General features: G+C 66.1%; 16 protein-coding genes. 8 read left to right on the top strand and 8 right to left on the bottom strand.

Features of this window, described 5'->3' with window-relative positions; all coding sequences use genetic code 11:
- Positions 1 to 191 precede the first annotated feature (191 nt).
- On the bottom strand, positions 192 to 1,079 hold the full coding sequence (locus AC1AYR_RS04370) for a bifunctional methylenetetrahydrofolate dehydrogenase/methenyltetrahydrofolate cyclohydrolase (RefSeq protein ID WP_476511527.1): 888 nt from the start codon (positions 1,077 to 1,079) through the stop codon (positions 192 to 194).
- A 121-nt stretch (positions 1,080 to 1,200) separates the two neighbouring features.
- Between AC1AYR_RS04370 and AC1AYR_RS04365 the strand changes: the two genes are divergently transcribed.
- The 3 genes from AC1AYR_RS04365 (at position 1,201) to AC1AYR_RS04355 (ending at position 4,317) form a co-directional block, all read left to right on the top strand.
- Positions 1,201 to 2,388, top strand: coding sequence for a metal ABC transporter solute-binding protein, Zn/Mn family (locus AC1AYR_RS04365; RefSeq protein ID WP_476511609.1), 1,188 nt, complete (start codon positions 1,201 to 1,203; stop codon positions 2,386 to 2,388).
- Positions 2,389 to 2,569: 181 nt separating this feature from the next.
- Positions 2,570 to 3,484, top strand: a complete 915-nt coding sequence (locus AC1AYR_RS04360) for an ABC transporter ATP-binding protein (RefSeq protein WP_476511528.1) — start codon at positions 2,570 to 2,572, stop codon at positions 3,482 to 3,484.
- The gene (locus AC1AYR_RS04355) at positions 3,481 to 4,317 is read left to right on the top strand and encodes a metal ABC transporter permease (RefSeq protein ID WP_476511529.1); all 837 of its coding nucleotides are present in this window, start codon (positions 3,481 to 3,483) and stop codon (positions 4,315 to 4,317) included. The genes AC1AYR_RS04360 and AC1AYR_RS04355 overlap by 4 nt, the downstream gene beginning before the upstream one ends.
- Positions 4,318 to 4,346: 29 nt before the next feature.
- On the opposite strand, the gene ispF is transcribed toward AC1AYR_RS04355, so the two are convergent.
- Complete coding sequence (gene ispF, locus AC1AYR_RS04350) at positions 4,347 to 4,832, bottom strand: 2-C-methyl-D-erythritol 2,4-cyclodiphosphate synthase (RefSeq protein WP_476511530.1); 486 nt, start codon at positions 4,830 to 4,832, stop codon at positions 4,347 to 4,349.
- A 110-nt stretch (positions 4,833 to 4,942) separates the two neighbouring features.
- On the bottom strand, positions 4,943 to 5,539 hold the full coding sequence (locus tag AC1AYR_RS04345) for a CarD family transcriptional regulator (protein WP_476511531.1): 597 nt from the start codon (positions 5,537 to 5,539) through the stop codon (positions 4,943 to 4,945).
- Positions 5,540 to 5,680: 141 nt separating this feature from the next.
- On the opposite strand from AC1AYR_RS04345, the gene glgB reads away from it, so the two are divergent.
- Genes glgB through AC1AYR_RS04330 form a run of 3 tightly spaced genes read left to right on the top strand, consistent with a single transcriptional unit; the run spans position 5,681 to position 9,782 of the window.
- Positions 5,681 to 7,912: a 1,4-alpha-glucan branching protein GlgB gene (glgB, locus tag AC1AYR_RS04340; RefSeq protein WP_476511532.1), complete on the top strand. Its 2,232-nt coding sequence runs from the start codon at positions 5,681 to 5,683 to the stop codon at positions 7,910 to 7,912.
- A gap of 50 nt (positions 7,913 to 7,962) precedes the next feature.
- Complete coding sequence (locus AC1AYR_RS04335; protein WP_476511533.1) at positions 7,963 to 8,709, top strand: response regulator transcription factor; 747 nt, start codon at positions 7,963 to 7,965, stop codon at positions 8,707 to 8,709.
- Entirely contained in the window at positions 8,709 to 9,782 is a 1,074-nt protein-coding gene (locus AC1AYR_RS04330) for a sensor histidine kinase (RefSeq protein ID WP_476511534.1), read from the top strand. The genes AC1AYR_RS04335 and AC1AYR_RS04330 overlap by 1 nt, the downstream gene beginning before the upstream one ends.
- Here AC1AYR_RS04330 and AC1AYR_RS04325 read toward each other — a convergent pair.
- On the bottom strand, positions 9,751 to 10,485 hold the full coding sequence (locus AC1AYR_RS04325; RefSeq protein ID WP_476511535.1) for a ComF family protein: 735 nt from the start codon (positions 10,483 to 10,485) through the stop codon (positions 9,751 to 9,753). The genes AC1AYR_RS04330 and AC1AYR_RS04325 overlap by 32 nt on opposite strands.
- Positions 10,486 to 10,497: 12 nt before the next feature.
- Positions 10,498 to 11,304 carry an HAD-IIB family hydrolase gene (locus AC1AYR_RS04320; protein WP_476511610.1) on the bottom strand — a complete coding sequence of 269 codons (807 nt, stop codon included), beginning with the start codon at positions 11,302 to 11,304 and terminating at the stop codon, positions 10,498 to 10,500.
- Between the two features lie 112 nt (positions 11,305 to 11,416).
- Between AC1AYR_RS04320 and AC1AYR_RS04315 the strand changes: the two genes are divergently transcribed.
- Entirely contained in the window at positions 11,417 to 11,845 is a 429-nt protein-coding gene (locus AC1AYR_RS04315) for a metallopeptidase family protein (protein ID WP_476511536.1), read from the top strand.
- A gap of 15 nt (positions 11,846 to 11,860) precedes the next feature.
- Here the strand turns inward: AC1AYR_RS04315 and AC1AYR_RS04310 are convergent, their stop codons facing one another.
- From AC1AYR_RS04310 to AC1AYR_RS04300, 3 genes are read right to left on the bottom strand one after another with little or no spacing between them, the layout of a single operon-like run.
- Positions 11,861 to 13,372: a DUF5719 family protein gene (locus AC1AYR_RS04310; protein ID WP_476511537.1), complete on the bottom strand. Its 1,512-nt coding sequence runs from the start codon at positions 13,370 to 13,372 to the stop codon at positions 11,861 to 11,863.
- A complete protein-coding gene (locus tag AC1AYR_RS04305) occupies positions 13,369 to 16,536 on the bottom strand; it encodes a glycosyltransferase family 2 protein (protein WP_476555140.1) in 3,168 nt (1,055 codons plus the stop codon). The genes AC1AYR_RS04310 and AC1AYR_RS04305 overlap by 4 nt, the downstream gene beginning before the upstream one ends.
- Positions 16,533 to 16,835 carry a WhiB family transcriptional regulator gene (locus AC1AYR_RS04300; protein ID WP_476511539.1) on the bottom strand — a complete coding sequence of 101 codons (303 nt, stop codon included), beginning with the start codon at positions 16,833 to 16,835 and terminating at the stop codon, positions 16,533 to 16,535. The genes AC1AYR_RS04305 and AC1AYR_RS04300 overlap by 4 nt, the downstream gene beginning before the upstream one ends.
- A 242-nt stretch (positions 16,836 to 17,077) precedes the next feature.
- Here AC1AYR_RS04300 and AC1AYR_RS04295 point away from each other — a divergent pair, with 242 nt between their 5' ends.
- A complete protein-coding gene (locus tag AC1AYR_RS04295) occupies positions 17,078 to 18,523 on the top strand; it encodes an LCP family protein (protein WP_476511540.1) in 1,446 nt (481 codons plus the stop codon).
- Positions 18,524 to 18,642 lie beyond the last annotated feature (119 nt).

Below are 18,642 nucleotides of genomic sequence, written 5' to 3'. Positions count from 1 at the left end.
ATAGTTGGATGGATAATTACTCGATATTCAGTTATGGATGTGCCCATCGGGCACGCGACTTTCCACAATACAGTCAGCCATGCCCAAAATCCCGGGCGTGTCGCAGCGAGGGGAATCCGGGGACCACGCATGGCGCCGCAGATTCCCGGATTCCCCTCTCATGTCGATTGACACGACGATCAGGCCGATCCTCAGCCCTTGGCCTTCGCCTGACGTTCCGCCATCTCCACGACGTTGGCGAGGAGCATGGCGCGGGTCATCGGGCCGACGCCGCCCGGGTTCGGCGAATATGCCAACGTCTTCTCGTGGGCGGCCTTGTCGACGTCGCCCTTGACGCGCCAGCGCCCAGCCTCCTCGTCGTAGACGCGCGAGACGCCCACGTCGAGCAGTACGGCGCCGTCCTTGACCATATCGGGCTTGACGAATCCGGCGGACCCCATCGCGGCGACGACCACGTCGGCGCGGCGGATGTGGTCGACGACGTCGCGCGTGCCGGTGTGGCACAACGTAACGGTCGCGTTGACGGCGCGGCGGGTGAGCATGAGGCCGATGGTGCGGCCGATCGTGATGCCGCGACCGAGCACGCACACCTCCTTGCCGTCCAGATCGATGTCGTAGGCGTCGAGCAGTTCGATGCAGCCGCGCGGCGTGCACGGCAGCGGCGTGTCGATATCGCCCTTCACATGCAGCACGAGCTCGCCGAGGTTGTACGGGTGCATGCCGTCGGCGTCCTTGGCGGGGTCGATGAGGTCGATGATCGCGTTCTGATCGATGCCCTTCGGCAACGGCAGCTGCACGATGTAGCCGGTGCACGCCGGATCCTCGTTCATGTCGCGCACCACGGCGGCGATGTCGTCGAAAGTCGCGTCGGCGGGCAGTTCGTGTTTGATGGAGCGGATGCCGACCTCGGCGCAGTCCGCATGCTTGCCGGCCACGTATTTGACCGAACCCGGGTCGCTGCCGACCAGCAGCGTGCCAAGACCGGGTTCGATGCCGGCGGCCTTGAGCCGCTCCACGCGCTCCTTCAAATCCTGCTTGATCTGCGCGGCCACGGCCTTGCCATCGAGTTTCGTGGGCATGTCGACTCCTTCTCGTTCATTCACGTGTCGTGGGATGCGGTGGACGCTACTACGATTAGGTAACATGTCGGTTTCACCGAAGACGGATTTGGACACGGCGAGAAGCGGAAGGGGTCGCATGATGATGACGGGACAGCTGGGGCAACGGTTCGGGAACATGCGGCGTGCGGCCGTGGCGGCCGTCACCGCCGCGATCGTCCTCGCCTGCGCCGCCTGCGGCACGGCGACAGGCGACGGCGGAACGTCCGAAGACGCGCAGTCGTCGGAACAGACGAAGACCGGCATCATCACGGTGGTCTCCTCGGTGAACCAGTGGGGATCGCTCGCCAAGGAGATCGGCGGTGACGCGGTCGACGTCACGTCGATCCTCTCTTCCACGGGTGTGGACGCGCATGACTTCGAGCCGAAGACGTCCGACCTGGCGAAGCTGAGCCGTGCGGAGATCGTCGTCGCGAACGGCGCCGGATACGACACGTGGGCCACGAAGTCGCGCGGAGCCGACTCGACGCTCGTCTCCGCCGCGCAGATCGTCGGCGCCATGGACGGCGACAACCCGCATCTGTGGTTCTCGAAGGACGCCCGCGCCGGCATGGCCAAGGAACTGGCCGACGCGTTCTCGAAGGCGAGGCCGAAGCAACGCAAGCGCTTCGCCGCGAACCTCAAGGCATGGCAGTCGCGCGAGCAGGCGCTCGACAAACGCATGGACGACTTCGCCGACACGCACAAGGACCTCACCTATGGTGCGACCGAGGCGGTGGTCTACTACCTGATGAGCGATATGTCGTTCGACGACGCCACGCCGAAAGGCTACGCACAGGCGGTCGCCAACGGCGGCGAGGTCGCGCCGGCCGACCTGCAGACCTTCCAGGACATCATCGAGAAGAAGAACGTCGACATACTGGTCAACAACACGCAGGAGTCGTCCGACGCGACGAACATGCTCATCGGCACCGCCGGGCGATCCGACGTGCCCGTCGTGGACGTGAGCGAGCAGATGCCGAAGAAGTACGACACGCTCGTCGATTGGATCGGCGCGTTGGCCGACGAGATCTTCACCGCGGTCGATCCCGACTACGGCAAGGACGATGCGGGCAACGGATGCGCCGCCGACACCTCGTCCGACGGCGATTCGCCGGACGACAACGACGATACCTCCGATGGCGGCAACGGCACCGACGCGGACGGAACGGCATGCGACTCCTCCAACGGCGCGGACGGAGGCTCCGCCTCCGACAACACGGAAGGAACCGATGGTTCGGATACCACCGGTTCCGATGCCGGAGGCAGCCAGCCCGACCCCGGAAAGTAGACGACACCGAGGCGTCGAGACCACATATCGATGCTGTGACGCCTGCAGTCGCCCCATCGGTTCGGCATCATATGTAATTGAGAACGGTTGTCAGCATCATTTGCGATAATACGTCGTGCCGGAACGGAGAGCATTCCCTGCCCCGGCACGACGTAACGATGTGGCAGAAGGAAGGCTCGATATGGCCGAACGGCTTCAGGACGCGATCGTGTTCCACGACGCGGCGATCAGACGCGGCGACCGCGTCATCTGGCAGCATGGCGACTTCACCGTCCCCGCCGGCTCGGTCACCGCGATCGTTGGCACCAACGGCGCCGGCAAAACCACGATGATGAAGGCCGAATTGGGATTGCTGCCGCTCTCGCAAGGCTCGGTCACCGTCTTCGGCAAACCGGCGGGCGAGGCGAACGGAATCATCGGTTACGTACCGCAAAGCTACACGTCGGACATCGATTCGAACCTCACCGCCGAGCAATCCGTGCTGCTCGGACTGACCGGCACGCGCTTCGGCATCCATCCGGTGACGCGCGCGCAACGAGCCAAAGCGCGAGAAGCGATGGCGTTCGTCGGCATCGACGACAAGGCGCGCTACCGCCTGTCCGAACTGTCCGGAGGTCTGCGCCAACGCGTCGCCATCGCGCAGGCGATCGTCTCCGATCCGAAGCTGCTCATGCTCGACGAGCCTCTCGCCAACCTCGACCTCGCATCCCAGCGCGCCGTCGCGCATCTGCTCGCGCGTCTCAACCAGGAACTCGGCATGACGATCCAGATCGTCGCGCACGACCTCAACATGCTGCTGCCGATCCTCACCGGCGCCGTCTACCTGCTCGACGGACACCCGCACTACGCCGACATGCGCAAGGTGCTCGACTCGAAGCTCCTCACCCACCTGTACGGCACGAACGTGCAGGTCGTGACCACGCCGCAGGGCGACATGTTCGTCACCCCCTCATCCGACGAGCCGAAGGACCAGCCGATGGACATGCACACGGCCGCCGAAGTGGCGGAACTCCACCATCATGCGCACACCGACGACATGCACACGCACGACACCGACGCGACCGGCCCGGACGACACCCAAGGAGCGACGAAATGAGCCACATCGACTTCAGCTTCGACCCCAACTGGATGGACACACTGACCGCGCCGTTCATGGCGAACGCGTTCCTCGCCGGACTGTGCATCGCATTCGCGGCCGGCGTGATGGGCTACTTCACCATCGCACGCCACTCCACGTTCGCCGCGCACGCACTCGCCCACATCGGCCTGCCCGGCGCGACCGGCGCGGTGCTGCTCGGCTTGCCCGTCTCACTGGGCCTTGGCGCCTTCGCGCTCGGCGGCGCGCTCGTGATCGGCGCGCTCGGCAAGCGCGTCTCCGAACGGGAGATCGCCACCGGCACCGTGCTCGCCTTCGCGACCGGTCTCGGCCTGTTCTTCGCGCGCCTGTCCAGCTCCGCCTCACAGCAGATGCAGTCGATCCTGTTCGGCTCGATCCTGACGATCACCACCGCACAGATCATCGGATTCGCGATCTTCGACGTGGCGTTGCTCGGCGTGCTCGCCGTCATCTACCGGCCGCTGCTGTTCAGTTCGCTCGACGAGCAGGTGGCTCAGGCCAAGGGCGTGCCGATCGGATGGATGAACGTCGCGTTCATGGCGATCATGGCCGGCGTGATCACGATCGCCGTGCCCGCGGTGGGCACGCTGCTCATCTTCGCGCTGGTCATCACGCCCGCCGCCGCGGCGAACATCCTCGCCTCCTCACCGTTGAAGGCGATGGCCGCAGCCGGCGCGATCTGCCTCATGTCGATCTGGGGCGGACTCGTGCTCTCCGCGATGTTCCCCGCTCCCCCGAGCTTCATCATCGTGACGATCTCCACCCTGTTCTGGGCCGTCGCCAAGATCGTGGAGACCCTGCGGCGCCGCTGAGTCTCCGGCGGCCATCATCTCCGCACTGGTCAGCGGCCATCGTCTTCGATCAAGGCGGAGGCGATGGCCGCGAGCCCTTCCCCACGACCGGTGAATCCCATATGGTCGGTGGTCGTGGCCGTGACGGATACCGGGCATCCCACGGCAGCGGAGAGGACGGCGGCGGCTTCGTCGCGCCGCCTGCCGATCTTCGGACGGTTGCCGACGATGACGACCGAGGCGGAGACCGGTGTGCAGCCGTGCCGCTTCACATATGCGACGGTCTCGCGCAGCATGTCCGTCCCATGCATGCCGGCGCCGTGCGCATCGGCTCCGACGCCGAACAGCGAACCGATGTCCCCGAGCCCGGCGGCGGAAAGCAGTGCGTCGATCAGCGCGTGCGCCGCCACATCGCCGTCGGAGTCGCCCTCGATGCCGTTGCCTTCATCGTCCCATCGCAGTCCGGCGAGCCACAGCTCCCGCGGCGACTCCTCGGATGCGAAACGATGGGCGTCGAATCCCTGACCTACACGCATGGTGTTCCTTCCGATACAAGAACAAGAAAGACCCCCGTTGACGGGGGTCTCATACACACAATTGAACGCCGCGCGATCACCGACCAATCAGGCAATCGACACACGCCGTTTCAGCGCTTGCGGCTCTTCTTCTTCGCGGCGTCGAGACGCGCCATCGTGTCGGAGGCGGCCTCTTCGGGAGCCTCGGTGTGATGCTTCTCGTCGCCGGGCTTCGGCTCGCTGTAACCGAGGTTCACATCGAGCAGGCGCTGCGCCTCCTCCTCGTCGATCTTCTCGGACAGAGCGATTTCGGAAGTGAGGATGGAACGCGCCTTGGTGAGCATGCGCTTCTCGCCGGCGGACAGGCCGTGCTCGTCGACGTCGCGCTGCGCGAGGTCTCGCACGACCTCGGCGATCTTGTTGACGTCGCCGGTCGCGATCTTCTCGACGTTCAGCTTGTAGCGCCGCGACCAGTTCATCTCCTTCTCGACGATCGGGGTGCGCAGGATCTCGAACACCTTCGCCACCTCGTTCGCGTCGACGATGTCACGCACGCCGACCTTCTTCGCATTGTCGACCGGGACGTTGATCACCAGGCCGTCGGAAGACAGCACCGACAGCTGCAGGTACTCGCGGGTGACCCCCCTCACGGTCCGCTCGGTGACCGCCTCGACCCTCGCCGCGCCATGACGCGGATAGACGACCATATCGCCGACCTTGTAACCCATGAAACCTCCGCTGAAAGCAGACCCACAAAAAACCTGAACAAGTATGCCACCACCCATGGACGCGCCGGCACGTCACCGAACGCGGCTCGCGCGACGCGCCAAAAGCGCCGATGAGAACGTTTGTAGCCGTACACTATGCACATGGCTACAAACACGAACATCAATGACGATACCGTCGCCGTGCCCGTCAACCAGGGCGACCTCGACAAGGTCAGCAACGCCGAGTTCTACAATCCACACGCCATCCTCGGCGCGCATATGGCGAACTACCCGCATGCCGACCAGACCACGATTCGCGTGCTGCGCCCGATGGCGAAGACCGTCGCCGTCGTCACGCAGGACGGCGAATACCCGGCCCGTCACGAGTACAACGGCGTGTTCATCGCCGTGGTGCCCTCCGCGACGACCGAGCACGGCTACAGCGTGCCCGACTACCGCGTGAAGGTCTCCTACGAGGGCGGCGAGCCGTTCGTCGAAGACGACCCGTACCGCTACCTGCCCACCGTCGGCGAGATGGACACCTACCTGTTCGGCGAGGGCCGCCACGAGCGTCTGTGGGAGGCGCTCGGCGCGCACGTGCGCCACTACTCCGACCCGATGGGCGACGTGTCCGGCGTGTCCTTCGCCGTGTGGGCGCCGAACGCCCACGCCGTGCGCGTGATCGGCAACTTCAACTCGTGGGACGGCCGCCGCCACGCGATGCGCGCGCTCGGCTCCTCCGGCGTGTGGGAGATCTTCATCCCGGGCATCGGCGCCGGTGAGGTGTACAAGTACCAGATCCTCAACGCCAACTACGAGTGGGTCGACAAGGCCGATCCGATGGAGCGCTCCCATGAGGTGCCGCCGGCCACCGGCTCGATCGTCGTCGATTCGACGCACGAGTGGCAGGACGACGCGTGGATGGAGAACCGCGCCAAGACCGATCCGATGAACAAGCCGGTCGCCATCTACGAGATGAACGCGCTCAGCTGGCGCAAGGACGTGAACAACTACCGCGAGCTCGCCGACAAGCTCGTGCCGTACATCGAGAAGATGGGCTTCACGCACGTCGAGTTCATGCCGCTCGCCGAATACCCGTTCACCGGCTCCTGGGGCTATCAGGTCACCGGCTACTACGCGGTCGACTCCCGTCTGGGCGGCCCGGATGACTTCAAATACCTCGTCGACCGTCTGCACGAGGCCGGCATCGGCGTGATCATGGACTGGGTGCCCGCGCACTTCCCGAAGGACGCGTTCGCCTTGGGCCGCTTCGACGGCACGCCGCTGTACGAGGATCCGGATCCGACGCGCGGCGAGCATCCGGACTGGGGCACCTACATCTTCAACTTCGGTCGTCACGAGGTGCGCAACTTCCTCGTCGCCAACGCCTGCTTCTGGCTCGGTGAATACCACATCGACGGCCTGCGCGTCGACGCGGTCAGCTCGATGCTGTACCTCGACTACAGCCGCGAACCCGGCCAGTGGCATCCGAACATCTACGGCGGCCGCGAGAACCTCGAGGCCATCGACTTCCTCAAGGAGGCGAACGCCACCGCGTACAAGAACAACCCCGGCATCCTGATGATCGCCGAGGAGTCCACCGCGTACGCGGGCATCACCGCCCCCACCGATCAGGGCGGCGTCGGCTTCGGTCTCAAGTGGAACATGGGCTGGATGCATGACACGCTCGAGTACCTGCACGAGGAGCCCATCAACCGCAAGTGGCACCACAACGAGATCACCTTCTCGATGGTGTACGCCTACTCGGAGCATTATGTGCTGCCGCTGAGCCACGACGAGGTCGTGTACGGCAAGGGTTCGCTGTACGGCAAGATGCCGGGCGACGGCTGGCAGAAGTACGCCGGCGTGCGCGCCCTGTTCGCCTACCAGTGGGCGCACCCGGGCAAGAAGCTCACGTTCATGGGCAACGAGCTCGCGCAGTGGGGCGAATGGGACCACAACAACTCGATCGATTGGGCCTGCCTCGACTGGGAGGACCACCGCGAGGTGCAGTCCATGGTCGCCGACCTCAACAAGCTGTACAAGGAGACGCCGGCCATCTGGAGCCAGGACTTCACGCCCGACGGCTTCCAGTGGCTCACCAGCGACGACGCCGACCACAACACGCTGAGCTTCATGCGCATCGGCTCCAAGGGCGAGACCGTCGTCGTGGTCGTCAACTTCTCCGGCGAAGCCTGGTCCGACTATCAGGTTCCGCTGCCGAAGGGCGGCAAGTGGACCGAGGTGTTCACCACCGACGCGAAGAAGTACGGCGGCTCGGACATCGCCAACGGCACGTTCGAGGCGGACGCCGGCGAATACCATTCGCGTCCGGCTTCGGCGAAACTCACCATTCCGGCGCTGGGCGCTGTATTCTTGAAGCCGGAAGAGTGACGAAAGGCGAACATCTCCTACCCACCGGCTGAAAGGCGGCAAGAACAACCATGCTCAATACCACGGCACGCCAACAGACCACGCCACGCACGGTGCTGGTCGTGGAGGACGAACCGACGCTGGCCACGGCCATCGCGCAACGCATCACCGCCGAAGGGTGGACGGCGCGCGTGGCCGGTGACGGCGCCAGCGCCGTGCAGGCCGCGGCGCAGCTCAGGCCCGATCTGGTGATCATGGACATCATGCTGCCGGTGATGGACGGCCTCGAGGCGACGAAACGCATCGTGGCCGCCCGCCCGGTGCCGGTACTGATCCTCACCGCCCGCGACGACGAGGCGGACAAGGTGATCGGTCTCGGAGCCGGAGCCGACGACTACATGACCAAGCCGTTCTCGATGCGCGAGCTCATCGCCCGATGCAAGGCGCTGCTGCGCCGTGTCGAACGCGCGAAGGTCATCGCCAAGAACGCCGAGAACGAGAAGATTCTCGATTTCGGCACGCTGGTCATCGATCCGGCGCAACGCACGGTGAGCGTGAACGGCGAATACGTGCACCTCACCCCCACCGAATTCGATCTGCTCGCCACGCTGGCGCGCAAGCCCAAGTCCGTGCTCACCCGCGAGAAGCTGCTCGAAGAGGTGTGGGATTGGGTGGACGCCTCCGGAACGCGCACGGTCGACAGTCATGTGAAGGCGCTGCGCCACAAGCTCGGGCCGGACATGATCCGCACGGTGCACGGTGTCGGCTACGCGTTCGAACCCCCGTCGGCCGAGGGAACGGAGACGGAACGCCGATGATGCCGATGAAGAACAGCATCGACTCCCGCCGAGCGGGCGCATGCCGTGAACGCATGCGCCCGCTCGGCGTATTCTCCTCACTCAAACTCGAACTGTGCGCACTGCTCGTCTTCGCCACGGCGATCGCGTTCACGATGTGCTGGTTCCTGCTCAAATTCGGGTGGAGCGGATGGCTGGCCATGCCGTTCACCCTCGTGGTGGCGCTCGGCATCACCTATTTCTTCTCACGTGGACTCACGGCGCGACTACGCCAGTTGCGCGATGCCGCCGAGGCGATGGCCGACGGCGATTACACGGTGCGCGTGTCGATCGACGAGACCAGCCATGACGAGGTCGGCCAGCTCGCGCGCTCGTTCAACGAGATGGCCGCGGAACTCCAGCACGCCGACCAGATGCGTCGCGACATGATCGCCAACGTCAGCCATGAGCTGCGCACACCGGTCTCCGCCTTGCAGGCGCAGGTGGAGAACATGGCGGACGGCGTCACCGAACCGACACCCGCGAACCTCGAAGGAATCCTCGACCAGACGCAGCGGCTGAGCGACCTCATCGCGTTCCTGCTCGACCTGAGCCGCATGGAGGCGGGCGCCGCGAGTCTGGAGATCGAACGCTTCGATTTCGGCGAATTCCTCGATGACACCATCGAACCTCTGGAGATCGCCGACGGAGGCCACGCCCACGACATCCGCGTGCAGGTGACCGACGGCATCATGATCGAAGGCGATCAGGATCGGCTGCGCCAGTTGTTCACCAACATCATCGCCAACGCGCTGAAGCATTCCCCCGACGGCACGAGTGTACTCATCGAGGTGCATGAGGATGAGACGCACGGCACCGTCGTGACGAACGTCGTGAATTTCGGATCGCAGATCGCTCCCGAAGCCCGCTCGGACATCTTCCGCCGTTTCGTCAAAGGCAAGTCCGGCCCCGGCACCGAATCCGGCGGTACCGGTCTGGGATTGTCGATCGCACGCTGGGCGGCGCAGCTGCATGGCGGCGACGTGCGCGTCGTCGACGACATGCGCGGCGCGGATTTCGAAATCACTCTGCCGAAACGTCATACCGCGGCGTAGCAGCTAACGCGAGACATGCGACGACCTGTGCGCCCGAGGCCTGCAACGCGGCCGCACAGGCGCGCATCGTCGCTCCCGAGGTGATGATGTCGTCGACGAGCACCACGCGACGGCCACACACCCGCGCGGGATGCGACACGATGATGTGAGAGCCTCCCACTCTGGCCGCTCGTCCGGCACGTCCCTTCGTTTCCACCGCCTTGCCTCCCGTGGCATGCGACCGCAGCGCATCCATCCGTCGTGCGGGCACCCCGCGTGCACGGTACGATGCGGCGAGGGCACCAGTCGGAGCCGACATATGCCTGCGGCCGCGCCTACGCGCCGATCGCGGTGACGACGGCGCCGGTACGATGAGCAACGTCGCGTCGTCCACTCCCTCACCGTCACCGACTTCCGTCCGTGCCCCGGTTCGCCCGCCGATTGTGACGGTCCGCACGGCGAGCGTGCACAGCGCTTCGGCGAACGGTCGGTCGCATTCCTCGTCACCGTGGTCCTTCCACGCGAGGATGGCGCGTCTGACCGTGCCCGCGTACACGGCGCACGCGTATGCGGGCACGCCCGGCGCGCATGACGGCACGTCCACCACATGGTCGAGCCGCGCACGACAGGACGGGCACAGCACCTCGTCAGGGGCGTCGCAGCCGGCGCAGCCGCGCGGCAGCACGAGTTCCGTCATGGCGGACAGCAACGTGCCGGCGCGCATGATCGTCGCCTCCTATGATTCCGATGCGACAGGCAGACGCTCCAGCAACCCGTCGACCAGTCGCAGCGTGTCGGACGGATTGGCGACGGCGATGCCCATCGCCCCGGCCTGCGCGGCAGGGTAATCGTTGCCGCCCGGCTGCATACGGTCGCCGACGAATGCGATATGCTCCACGTCGATGCCGAGATGACGTGCGAGCTCGCGCACCGCGAACGCCTTGTCGATGCCGCGTTCGGCCACGTCGATGCTGGTATAGCCGCCCGCATGCACCTTGAGGTCGGGCAGATCCGCGGCGACGGCTTCGGCAAGTCTGGCCTTCACCTCGTTGGTCGGATCGAACGCCTGCTTCGCTTCCAGCGGCGCATGCTGTCCCAGAACCGACAGGGTGATCTGGGAACCCCGATCCTCGATGCGCTCACCCCATACGCGCTCGAACCATACGCCCTGCTCACGCGCCCGACGTTCCAGACTCTCACGGGCGCGGGCGCGTTGGTCGTCATCGAGGTCATGGCTGAACACCTTGTCCCAGTTTCCGGCGCGCCATCGCCGATAGCAGGTGCCGGATGTGGGCATGAGGTGGAGCCGGCGAAGGTCGGCATGAGGTTCAAGCACATCGAGGATCTGGCTGACGACGAGTTCATAGCGGCCTCCGGTGATGACGGCCACGTCGATGCGACGGGTGAGCTCGCTGAAACGGTGGGCCATGGCGGCGGACATGGGCTTCTTCGAATTGGCGAGCGTGTTGTCCAGGTCGAATCCGATCAACCGCATGCGCGCGCAGAGCATATCGAGATCCCAGTCGTTCCACGGTCTGATCATCGTCGTCTCCTGTCCGCTGCACGCAGCCGTCATGTCGTAAGCCTCCTGACCACCATGCCTGTCGGTGGCCGCCTCATCGCGGTTGCCGCCGGCATGGCCTACAGTGGGTGCCATGCTTGAAGCCCCTTGGAATGAACGAGTATACCGCAATCGTCACGGCCGTGGCATCCGCACGCCGATGTTCGGCACACGTCTGCCACGGTATCGCACCCGTTCGGGCATGTTCGACGATCTGGTGGCCGCGCATATCCGCCGGTTGGCCGAAGCGTGGCCGCAACTGGTCAAGCCGGTGCAGTTCGCCGTGGAGGATGTCCCGCCGTCGGATCCCGCACCGTGGGAGAGCGAGCCGAGCATCAACTCCCGGCTGTTCCCCTCGGATCACGGCATGCCGGCGCGCATCGTGCTGTACCGCATGCCGCTGCAGTCGCATACGCGCGGCCGTGAGGAGCTCCAATGGGCGATTCGCGACGAACTGGTCATTCGTCTGAGCGAGTTGTATGGTCGCCGTCCCGAGGAGATCGACCCGGATTTCGAGTGGTGATGTCCGGCGACACGCTCAGCGCACGATGGCTTGGTCGAGCACGGCTTTGACGATCTCCTCACGCACCGCAAGCGTGGTGGGGGCGACCACGGACAGTCCGGCCGTTTTCGCGGAGTCGAGCCCACCACCGGTGATGCGTGCGCCCCATGATACGGTCTTGCCCGCATCCGAGACGATGGCGGCGGCCCCCTCCCCCTTCACGGTGGTCGCGGCATGCGCCTTGACGGTCACGTCGCGTTCGTCGCCGGCCTTGCCGGTTTCGTCCATGAAGGCGAGCTTCACGGTCGCCTCCTCGTCTCCGGCGTTGACGAAGACGAGCGTCGTGTCGACGCCGTCCGCGATGGCCAGGCCCGAGGAAACGGCCGGAGCCGAAGTCGGCAGCAACGCGAAGTCCTCCTGCCCGGAGGAGCCGGAACGCGTGGCCTTGGCGGAGGCGACGAACGCGTGATCGCCGCCGGAGACGATGATGCCTTCGGCGTCCTTCGGCGCTTTGCCGAGATCGATGACGGCGACCCGATCGGCCTTCACCTGCTCCGTGCGGATGGTCTTGGCACCGCTTTCCGTGGCCCATGACAGCGCGACCTCACCCGCGTCCTCGCCATACACGTAAAGGCTGACGCGGTCGTCTTCGGATACGCCGGGAATCACGTCCGTCACGCTCGCATCGCCTACGGGCATCGCGAAGTCGGATCCCCTGGGTGTCAGGCCGCTGCTCGCCGTGGTGCGCACGACGGCCCCCACCGGCGTGGCACCGCTGTTCACGGTGACGTAGAGACCGTCCTGGCCGGAGGCGGCGGCGGCCAAGTCCACGATCGTCTCGCCTTCGGCCGCGACGGTGGCGCTGCCCGCGGTCGACAGGCCGAGACGCCCCGAGTCCTTGCTGCCGACGACGGAGATCGACACGGTGGTCGCCTTCGACGAGGGATTGGCGAGGACGAGCTGCTGGCGGGTGCCGGTCGCCGTCGAGGTGATCAGGAACGACTGCTTCATCGCCGGAGACGTGCACGTGGCAGCGGAAATGCCGCGCAGGTCGCCATCGGAGGCGTGCGAGACGATGACTCCGGCATGCCCGGAACCATCCCCCGCCTTGAGCAGATTCGTGTCGAGCAGACGTGAATAGTCGCCGTCGTCCCTGAGCACCATGGAATCGCGGCTGACCGGCTGATCCGGTGCCTTGAGGGACGCCGTCTTCGCATCGCCGGACAGATCCAGCGGCGTGGCGGTCGACGCATAGACAGAGCCGAACGCGGCGAGGGCCGTGGACGTGGCCAGATCGCCGTCTGAGGCCCGATACTCGCTGTCGCCCCAATCGGTGGAGTCGGGCAGCTGCATACGCGCCGGGCAATACGTCTCAAGACGCTCCTGCACGATGCGGTGCGAGGAGCCGAGCGTGCCGGAGGAGCCGTCGACCAGCAGATCGGGCATGCGGACGACGGCCAGCGCGGCGAACGCCACGATGAGCAGCACACTGGTGACGACGGCCACGATGACACGCATCACGCGTTTCGATGTTTCATGCCTGGTCATGCGGTCACGACCTCCTGTCCGAGCTCCGTCCGCGAGTCATGTGCGTCCTGTCCTTCCTCATCGAGTCGTTCCGCACGCCGTCGGCGCGGCGCGGCGACCAGTATGTATACCAGCATCATCACGCTCAGGGACGCAAGCCATGCGATGCGCCACGGGCTTCGCGCCATGGCACGTTCCTTCGCGAGATCGACGCCCACACCGGTGCCCTCGGCGGCGGTCAGACGATAATACGTGCCGGAGGAGGAGGATACGACCGACTGAGTGCCTTCGGAGGCGGTGATGTTGGTGGCCAGCTGGTCGGATCCGGACTGTCCGGCGACGACGTACACGCCGCCGAAACCGAGCTTGACGAGTTCCGCGACGGCCGCGTCGTCGCTGTTGGACAGCAGTCTCGCGGACAGTCCGGCGATGGTGCGGTCGACGGAATCGTACTGCCCTGCCGCCTGACGGGCATGCCACGCAGGCGAGGCATCGACGAGGTCGCCGGTCGCCGTGTCCATCACCGCGTAGGAGACGTTGGAACGCGACTCCGCGTCAAGTGCGAGGATACGCTGATCGGGCTGTCCTTCGAGCATGTCCAACGCGACCATCGGCAGTCCCGAGCCAGCGACGCGCACGGATCCGGCGACGTGACGGGCGGTGGAGAAGCCCGTCCACGCGACGACGCCTACGGCCAGCGCGGCGCACAGGAGCACACGGCCGGAGACGATGGCCACACGGCGCCCCGACGAGCGGCCGGCACCCCTGCGGTCACCGGGCGCGCGCAACGGGATGAAACGACGCACGGCACCGCCCGCCATCAGGCATACGCACGACATGACCCCGAGCATCGCAAGCACGAGACCAGGCAGCACCGACCCGGCGACGGAGCCGTCGACGTCCAACGCGACGGCCACGCGGGCCGATCCGAGGCTCAACGCGCCGCCGGCCACGATCGGCACCCACATCATGCGAGAGGCGCGCAGCGCGAACGGCAGCACCAGCGAGACGACGGCGAGTGCGATCACGGCGACCAGCATGCACAGCGTGGCGATGCCGAAGCCCGACTCCAGGAACTGGCCGAATCCCGCGTTCTCATCGAAACCGAACGCGCGGATGACGACCTCGGTGAGGTTGAGTGCGGCGGGACGCCCGTCCGACGAGGCCGTCGGCACCGTCATATCGCCGAACAACTGACGCCATTCGCCGCGGGAGGCGTATCGGACGCATGCGACGAGCGTGGGCGCGGCGAGCAGGGCCGCCGGCAGCGGCATGAGCAGCAGCATCGCGCGATGGCGCGGCACGAACAGCAGGAACACGAGGAACGTGACGACGAGCGGCAGCAGCAGCTGCGGTTCGGCGGCGACCACCGGCATATAGCACAGCGCCGCGGCGGCCGAGGACTGCACGGACGGGCGCGGTCGCACCGGGTCCTCGGTGTGATAGAGCCCCACGGCGCGGAACGTGAACGCGAACGCCGCCGGCAGGAACACCATCACGGTGAGCATCGGCAGATCGGCGGTGGAGTACAGTCCGAGCGCGAGACCGAACGACGCCCACAGCAGTCCGGAGATCACACGCACCGCGTCGGAACGGGTGAACACGCCGGCGAGCGCCCAGAAGGACAGAGCGGAAAGCGGCGCGGCGAGGAAAAACATGAGACTCGTGGCGGCGGCCGCATGACCGCCGGTGAGCAGGGAGACGAGCAGCAACACCCACAGCCACGGGGCGGGCGGCACGGCGACGCCGGCGCCGACGCCCCCCGTCCACTGCGTGGTGGCGGCGGCGAACAGCTGGGCGAACGACGCGCCGGTGGGCAGCCATTGCGCCGACGTCAGCGACGAGCCCGACATCGCCGCACGGAACAGCGACCAGTCGAGCGTCAGCACCACGATGAACGCGATGACGGCCATCGCCGCGGCGAGACCCCAACGACGCAGGGCGCGCATGCGCAGATGCGAGCGCACCAGCGGGCCGAGCAGCACGGTGCCGCGCTGGTCGGCGAGGGCGCGGCTCCGTTCACGCCATTGGGAGAGCTGCTCGCGCGTCGCGGTGAGCAGCGCGAGACGCTGACGGTTCACCTTCGTCTGCCGGGAGACGGCTCTGCGGGCGCTTATCGCGCCGGGCAGGGATACGAGCGCACGCCATGGCATGCATAGTTCGCACCATGCCTCATACGGCTGCTTGGCGACGAGACGGCCGAGGGCGAGTCCGATGGCGGCGACCAGCGACCACAGCCAGACGAGCGGCCAGCGCGGCATCGGAATGTCCGTATACCGGTAATGACGCCATGCGGACAGCACGCGCATGGCCGGATCGACGGAATCCTCCTCGTCGAACGCCTCGCCGTCGCGTCCGCGCACTCCTTCGAAACGGGAACGACGATGGGCGATGCCGGCGCGCGGCACGACGACCACGCGGCCGCCGCCGCGGCAGATCCTACGGCACAGGTCGGCGCCTTCGGCATAGGTGGTGAACCATCCGTTCAATCCGCCGAATGCGCGATAGGTCTCCATGGGGACGAGCGCGCCGGCCATCGACACCGCGAAGACGTCGGCTCGGGAATCGTACTGTTCCTGATCGGGTTCACCGTCGACGACGAGCGTGTTGACGCCATGCCCCGCGGCGTAGGAACCGACGCCATGCAGGCGCTCGCCTTCCCAGTCGAGCTGTTTGGCTCCAAGCAGGGAGGCTCCCGGCGTGTTGCGCCGCGCCTCGACGAGATGTTCCAGACAACGTGCGTCGGCGGGACGGGAATCGTCGTGCAGCAGCCACAGGGCGCGTGTCGCCCCGTCCAGCCGCGCGTAGTCCATGGCCCTGTCGACCGCGTCGCCGAACGAGACGGCGCCCTGCGCGCGCACGAGACGCACACTGACGGTCACGGTGCGGGGTTCTCGTCCCAGCATCGGATCGGAGGGCGTCACGGTCACATCGAACGAGGTCTCAAGCGGTTGCGCGGTGCCGCCGGTGCAGTCGGCGATGACGATCACGCCGGGCAGCACGGTCTGTCCGAACAGCGACCGGAGCGTCGCCGGGAGGAACCTGAGGTCCTCTTCGACGGTCACGACCGCGGCGATGCCGGTCTCGACGGCACGCGCGTGCGAATACGGACGGGCGGCCAATGCGTCGGCCAGAACCCGGCGCACGCCGCCCGTGATGGTGGAAGTTCGTTCGTTGTCAGTCACGCCTGCTCCTTGCGCGTTTTCTTGTACCGTCGGCGTTCCCTCTCGCTCATGCCGCCCCAGATGCCGAATCTCTCGTCATGGTCGATGGCCCATTCCAGGCACTGCTGGCGCACCTCGCATTGCGAGCACACTCGTTTGGCATCGCGCGTCGACCCGCCCTTCTCCGGGAAGAACGCTTCGGGGTCGGTCTGCGAACACAGCGCCTTGCGCTGCCAGGACACGTCCCCGTCCGGCGAGAACAGCCCCCACAGCAGCTCCTCCAACGGCTCGTCGGCGGAGTCCTCGGCAATGCCCCACATGCGCATGACCTCCCTTTGCCTGATTCGAGCCGGTTCCTTCGTGTTAGATTACACACATGCGGTTCGGCTTTTGTCAAGTGGAGCCGTGTCAATGCCACACTTCGGACGCGACCTATGGTATAAGCCGGTTTCGGCTGTTTTCCAAGGGCCGATCCCCTCCTCCGCATCTTCCCCAGGTCTTTTCTCTCACGTCTGCCGTACAATCAAGAGGATTTTTGTCTCCGACAGGAAGGTTTGTGTCCGTGGGCTCGAAGAGATCCGGTGCCGATATCCCCAACGTCAACGGCTGGGGAGATTACTCCCCCCGCCACAGTGTGGCGTACCGCGTGCAGCACCGGCTGCGCAACACCGTGGTCTGCGCGGTCGCGGCGGTGCTCGTGTTCGCCGGCACGGCGGCGGGCGCGACGCTCATGGACATCAATGGCACCATCGCCGACCAGGCGGTCGACGTGATCGGCCAGAACGGCAAATCCGCCGAGACGCAGGTCGTCGACCCGAACGCCGGCAAGTCCATCGAGCTGCTCATCCTCGGACAGGACACGCGCGACGGCGGCAACAGCGCCATCGGCGGCTCCGGCGAGGATCTGGAGGGCACGCACAACGCTGACACGACGATGGTCATGCAGATCTCGGCCGACCGCAAGTACATCAACCTCGTGTCCATCCCGCGCGACTCGCTGGTCGACGTGCCGAGCTGCGAGACGACGAACGGCACCGTGGGCGCCCAATACAACGTGATGTTCAACTCGATCTTCGCCTCCGGCTACAGCCAGGGCGGCGATCTCGCCTCGGCGGCCAGCTGCACGATGAACGCGGTGAACTCGCTGACGGGACTCGACATCCAGAACTTCATCGTCGTCGACTTCAACGGCCTCAAAAGCATGATCGACGCCGTCAACGGCGTGGACCTGTGCATTCCCGCGGACATCAGCGACGACTACACCGGCACCTATCTCAACAAGGGCTGGCAGCATCTCGACGGCCTGGCCGCCACCCAGTATGCGCGTCTGCGCCACGGTGCCGGCGACGGCTCCGACATCCAGCGCACCACGCGCCAGCAGTACCTCATCAAGCAGCTGCTCAACGAGGCGCTGCAGAAGAACATCCTCACCCAGTCCGGCCAGCTCTACCAGCTGGCGAAGGCCGCCCTCAAGTCGCTCAACATCTCCAAGGGACTGGCCAACACCACCACGCTCGCCGGACTGGCGATGAGCCTCAAGGATTTCAACGTATCCAACCTCTACGCGCGCACCGTGCCGGTGGTCGCCGCGCCGAGCGACCCGAACCGCGTGGTGTGGGGCGACGACGCGGACACGCTGTGGTCGAAGATGCGCAACGGCGAACCGTTCGTCGACCAGACGGCCACCGACGCGGGCTCCACGGATTCCAGCCAGACCGATTCCACCCAGACCGACGCGAACGGCACCGACCAGTCCACGACGGACGGCGCGGACCAGGGGACCGCCGACCAGAACGCCACTGACCAGCAGGGCGGCGACCAGAACCAGACCGGCAACACGAAGATCGCCGACGGCATCGAGCAGGACGCGTCCGGCCAGTACATCGACACGGCCACCGGCGGCATCATCGACACCGAGACCGGCATCATCAAGGACGCGTCCAGCGGACAGGTGATCGGCATCTCCGAAGCGTATCTCAACAACGTGGCCTGCCCCGCCAAGCAGTGACGACCGGCCTCGCAACCGGCGACCGATCGCACTGTCCTAGTGCGGCGACGGCCCCGAAACGTCCCACGGCGTTCCGGGGCCGTTGCCGCATGTGCCGGAAATGAGAAAATAACGGACGC

It is taken from the genome of Bifidobacterium sp. LH_417 (assembly GCF_056357035.1).
This window is presented reverse-complemented; position numbering and strand designations above follow the sequence as displayed.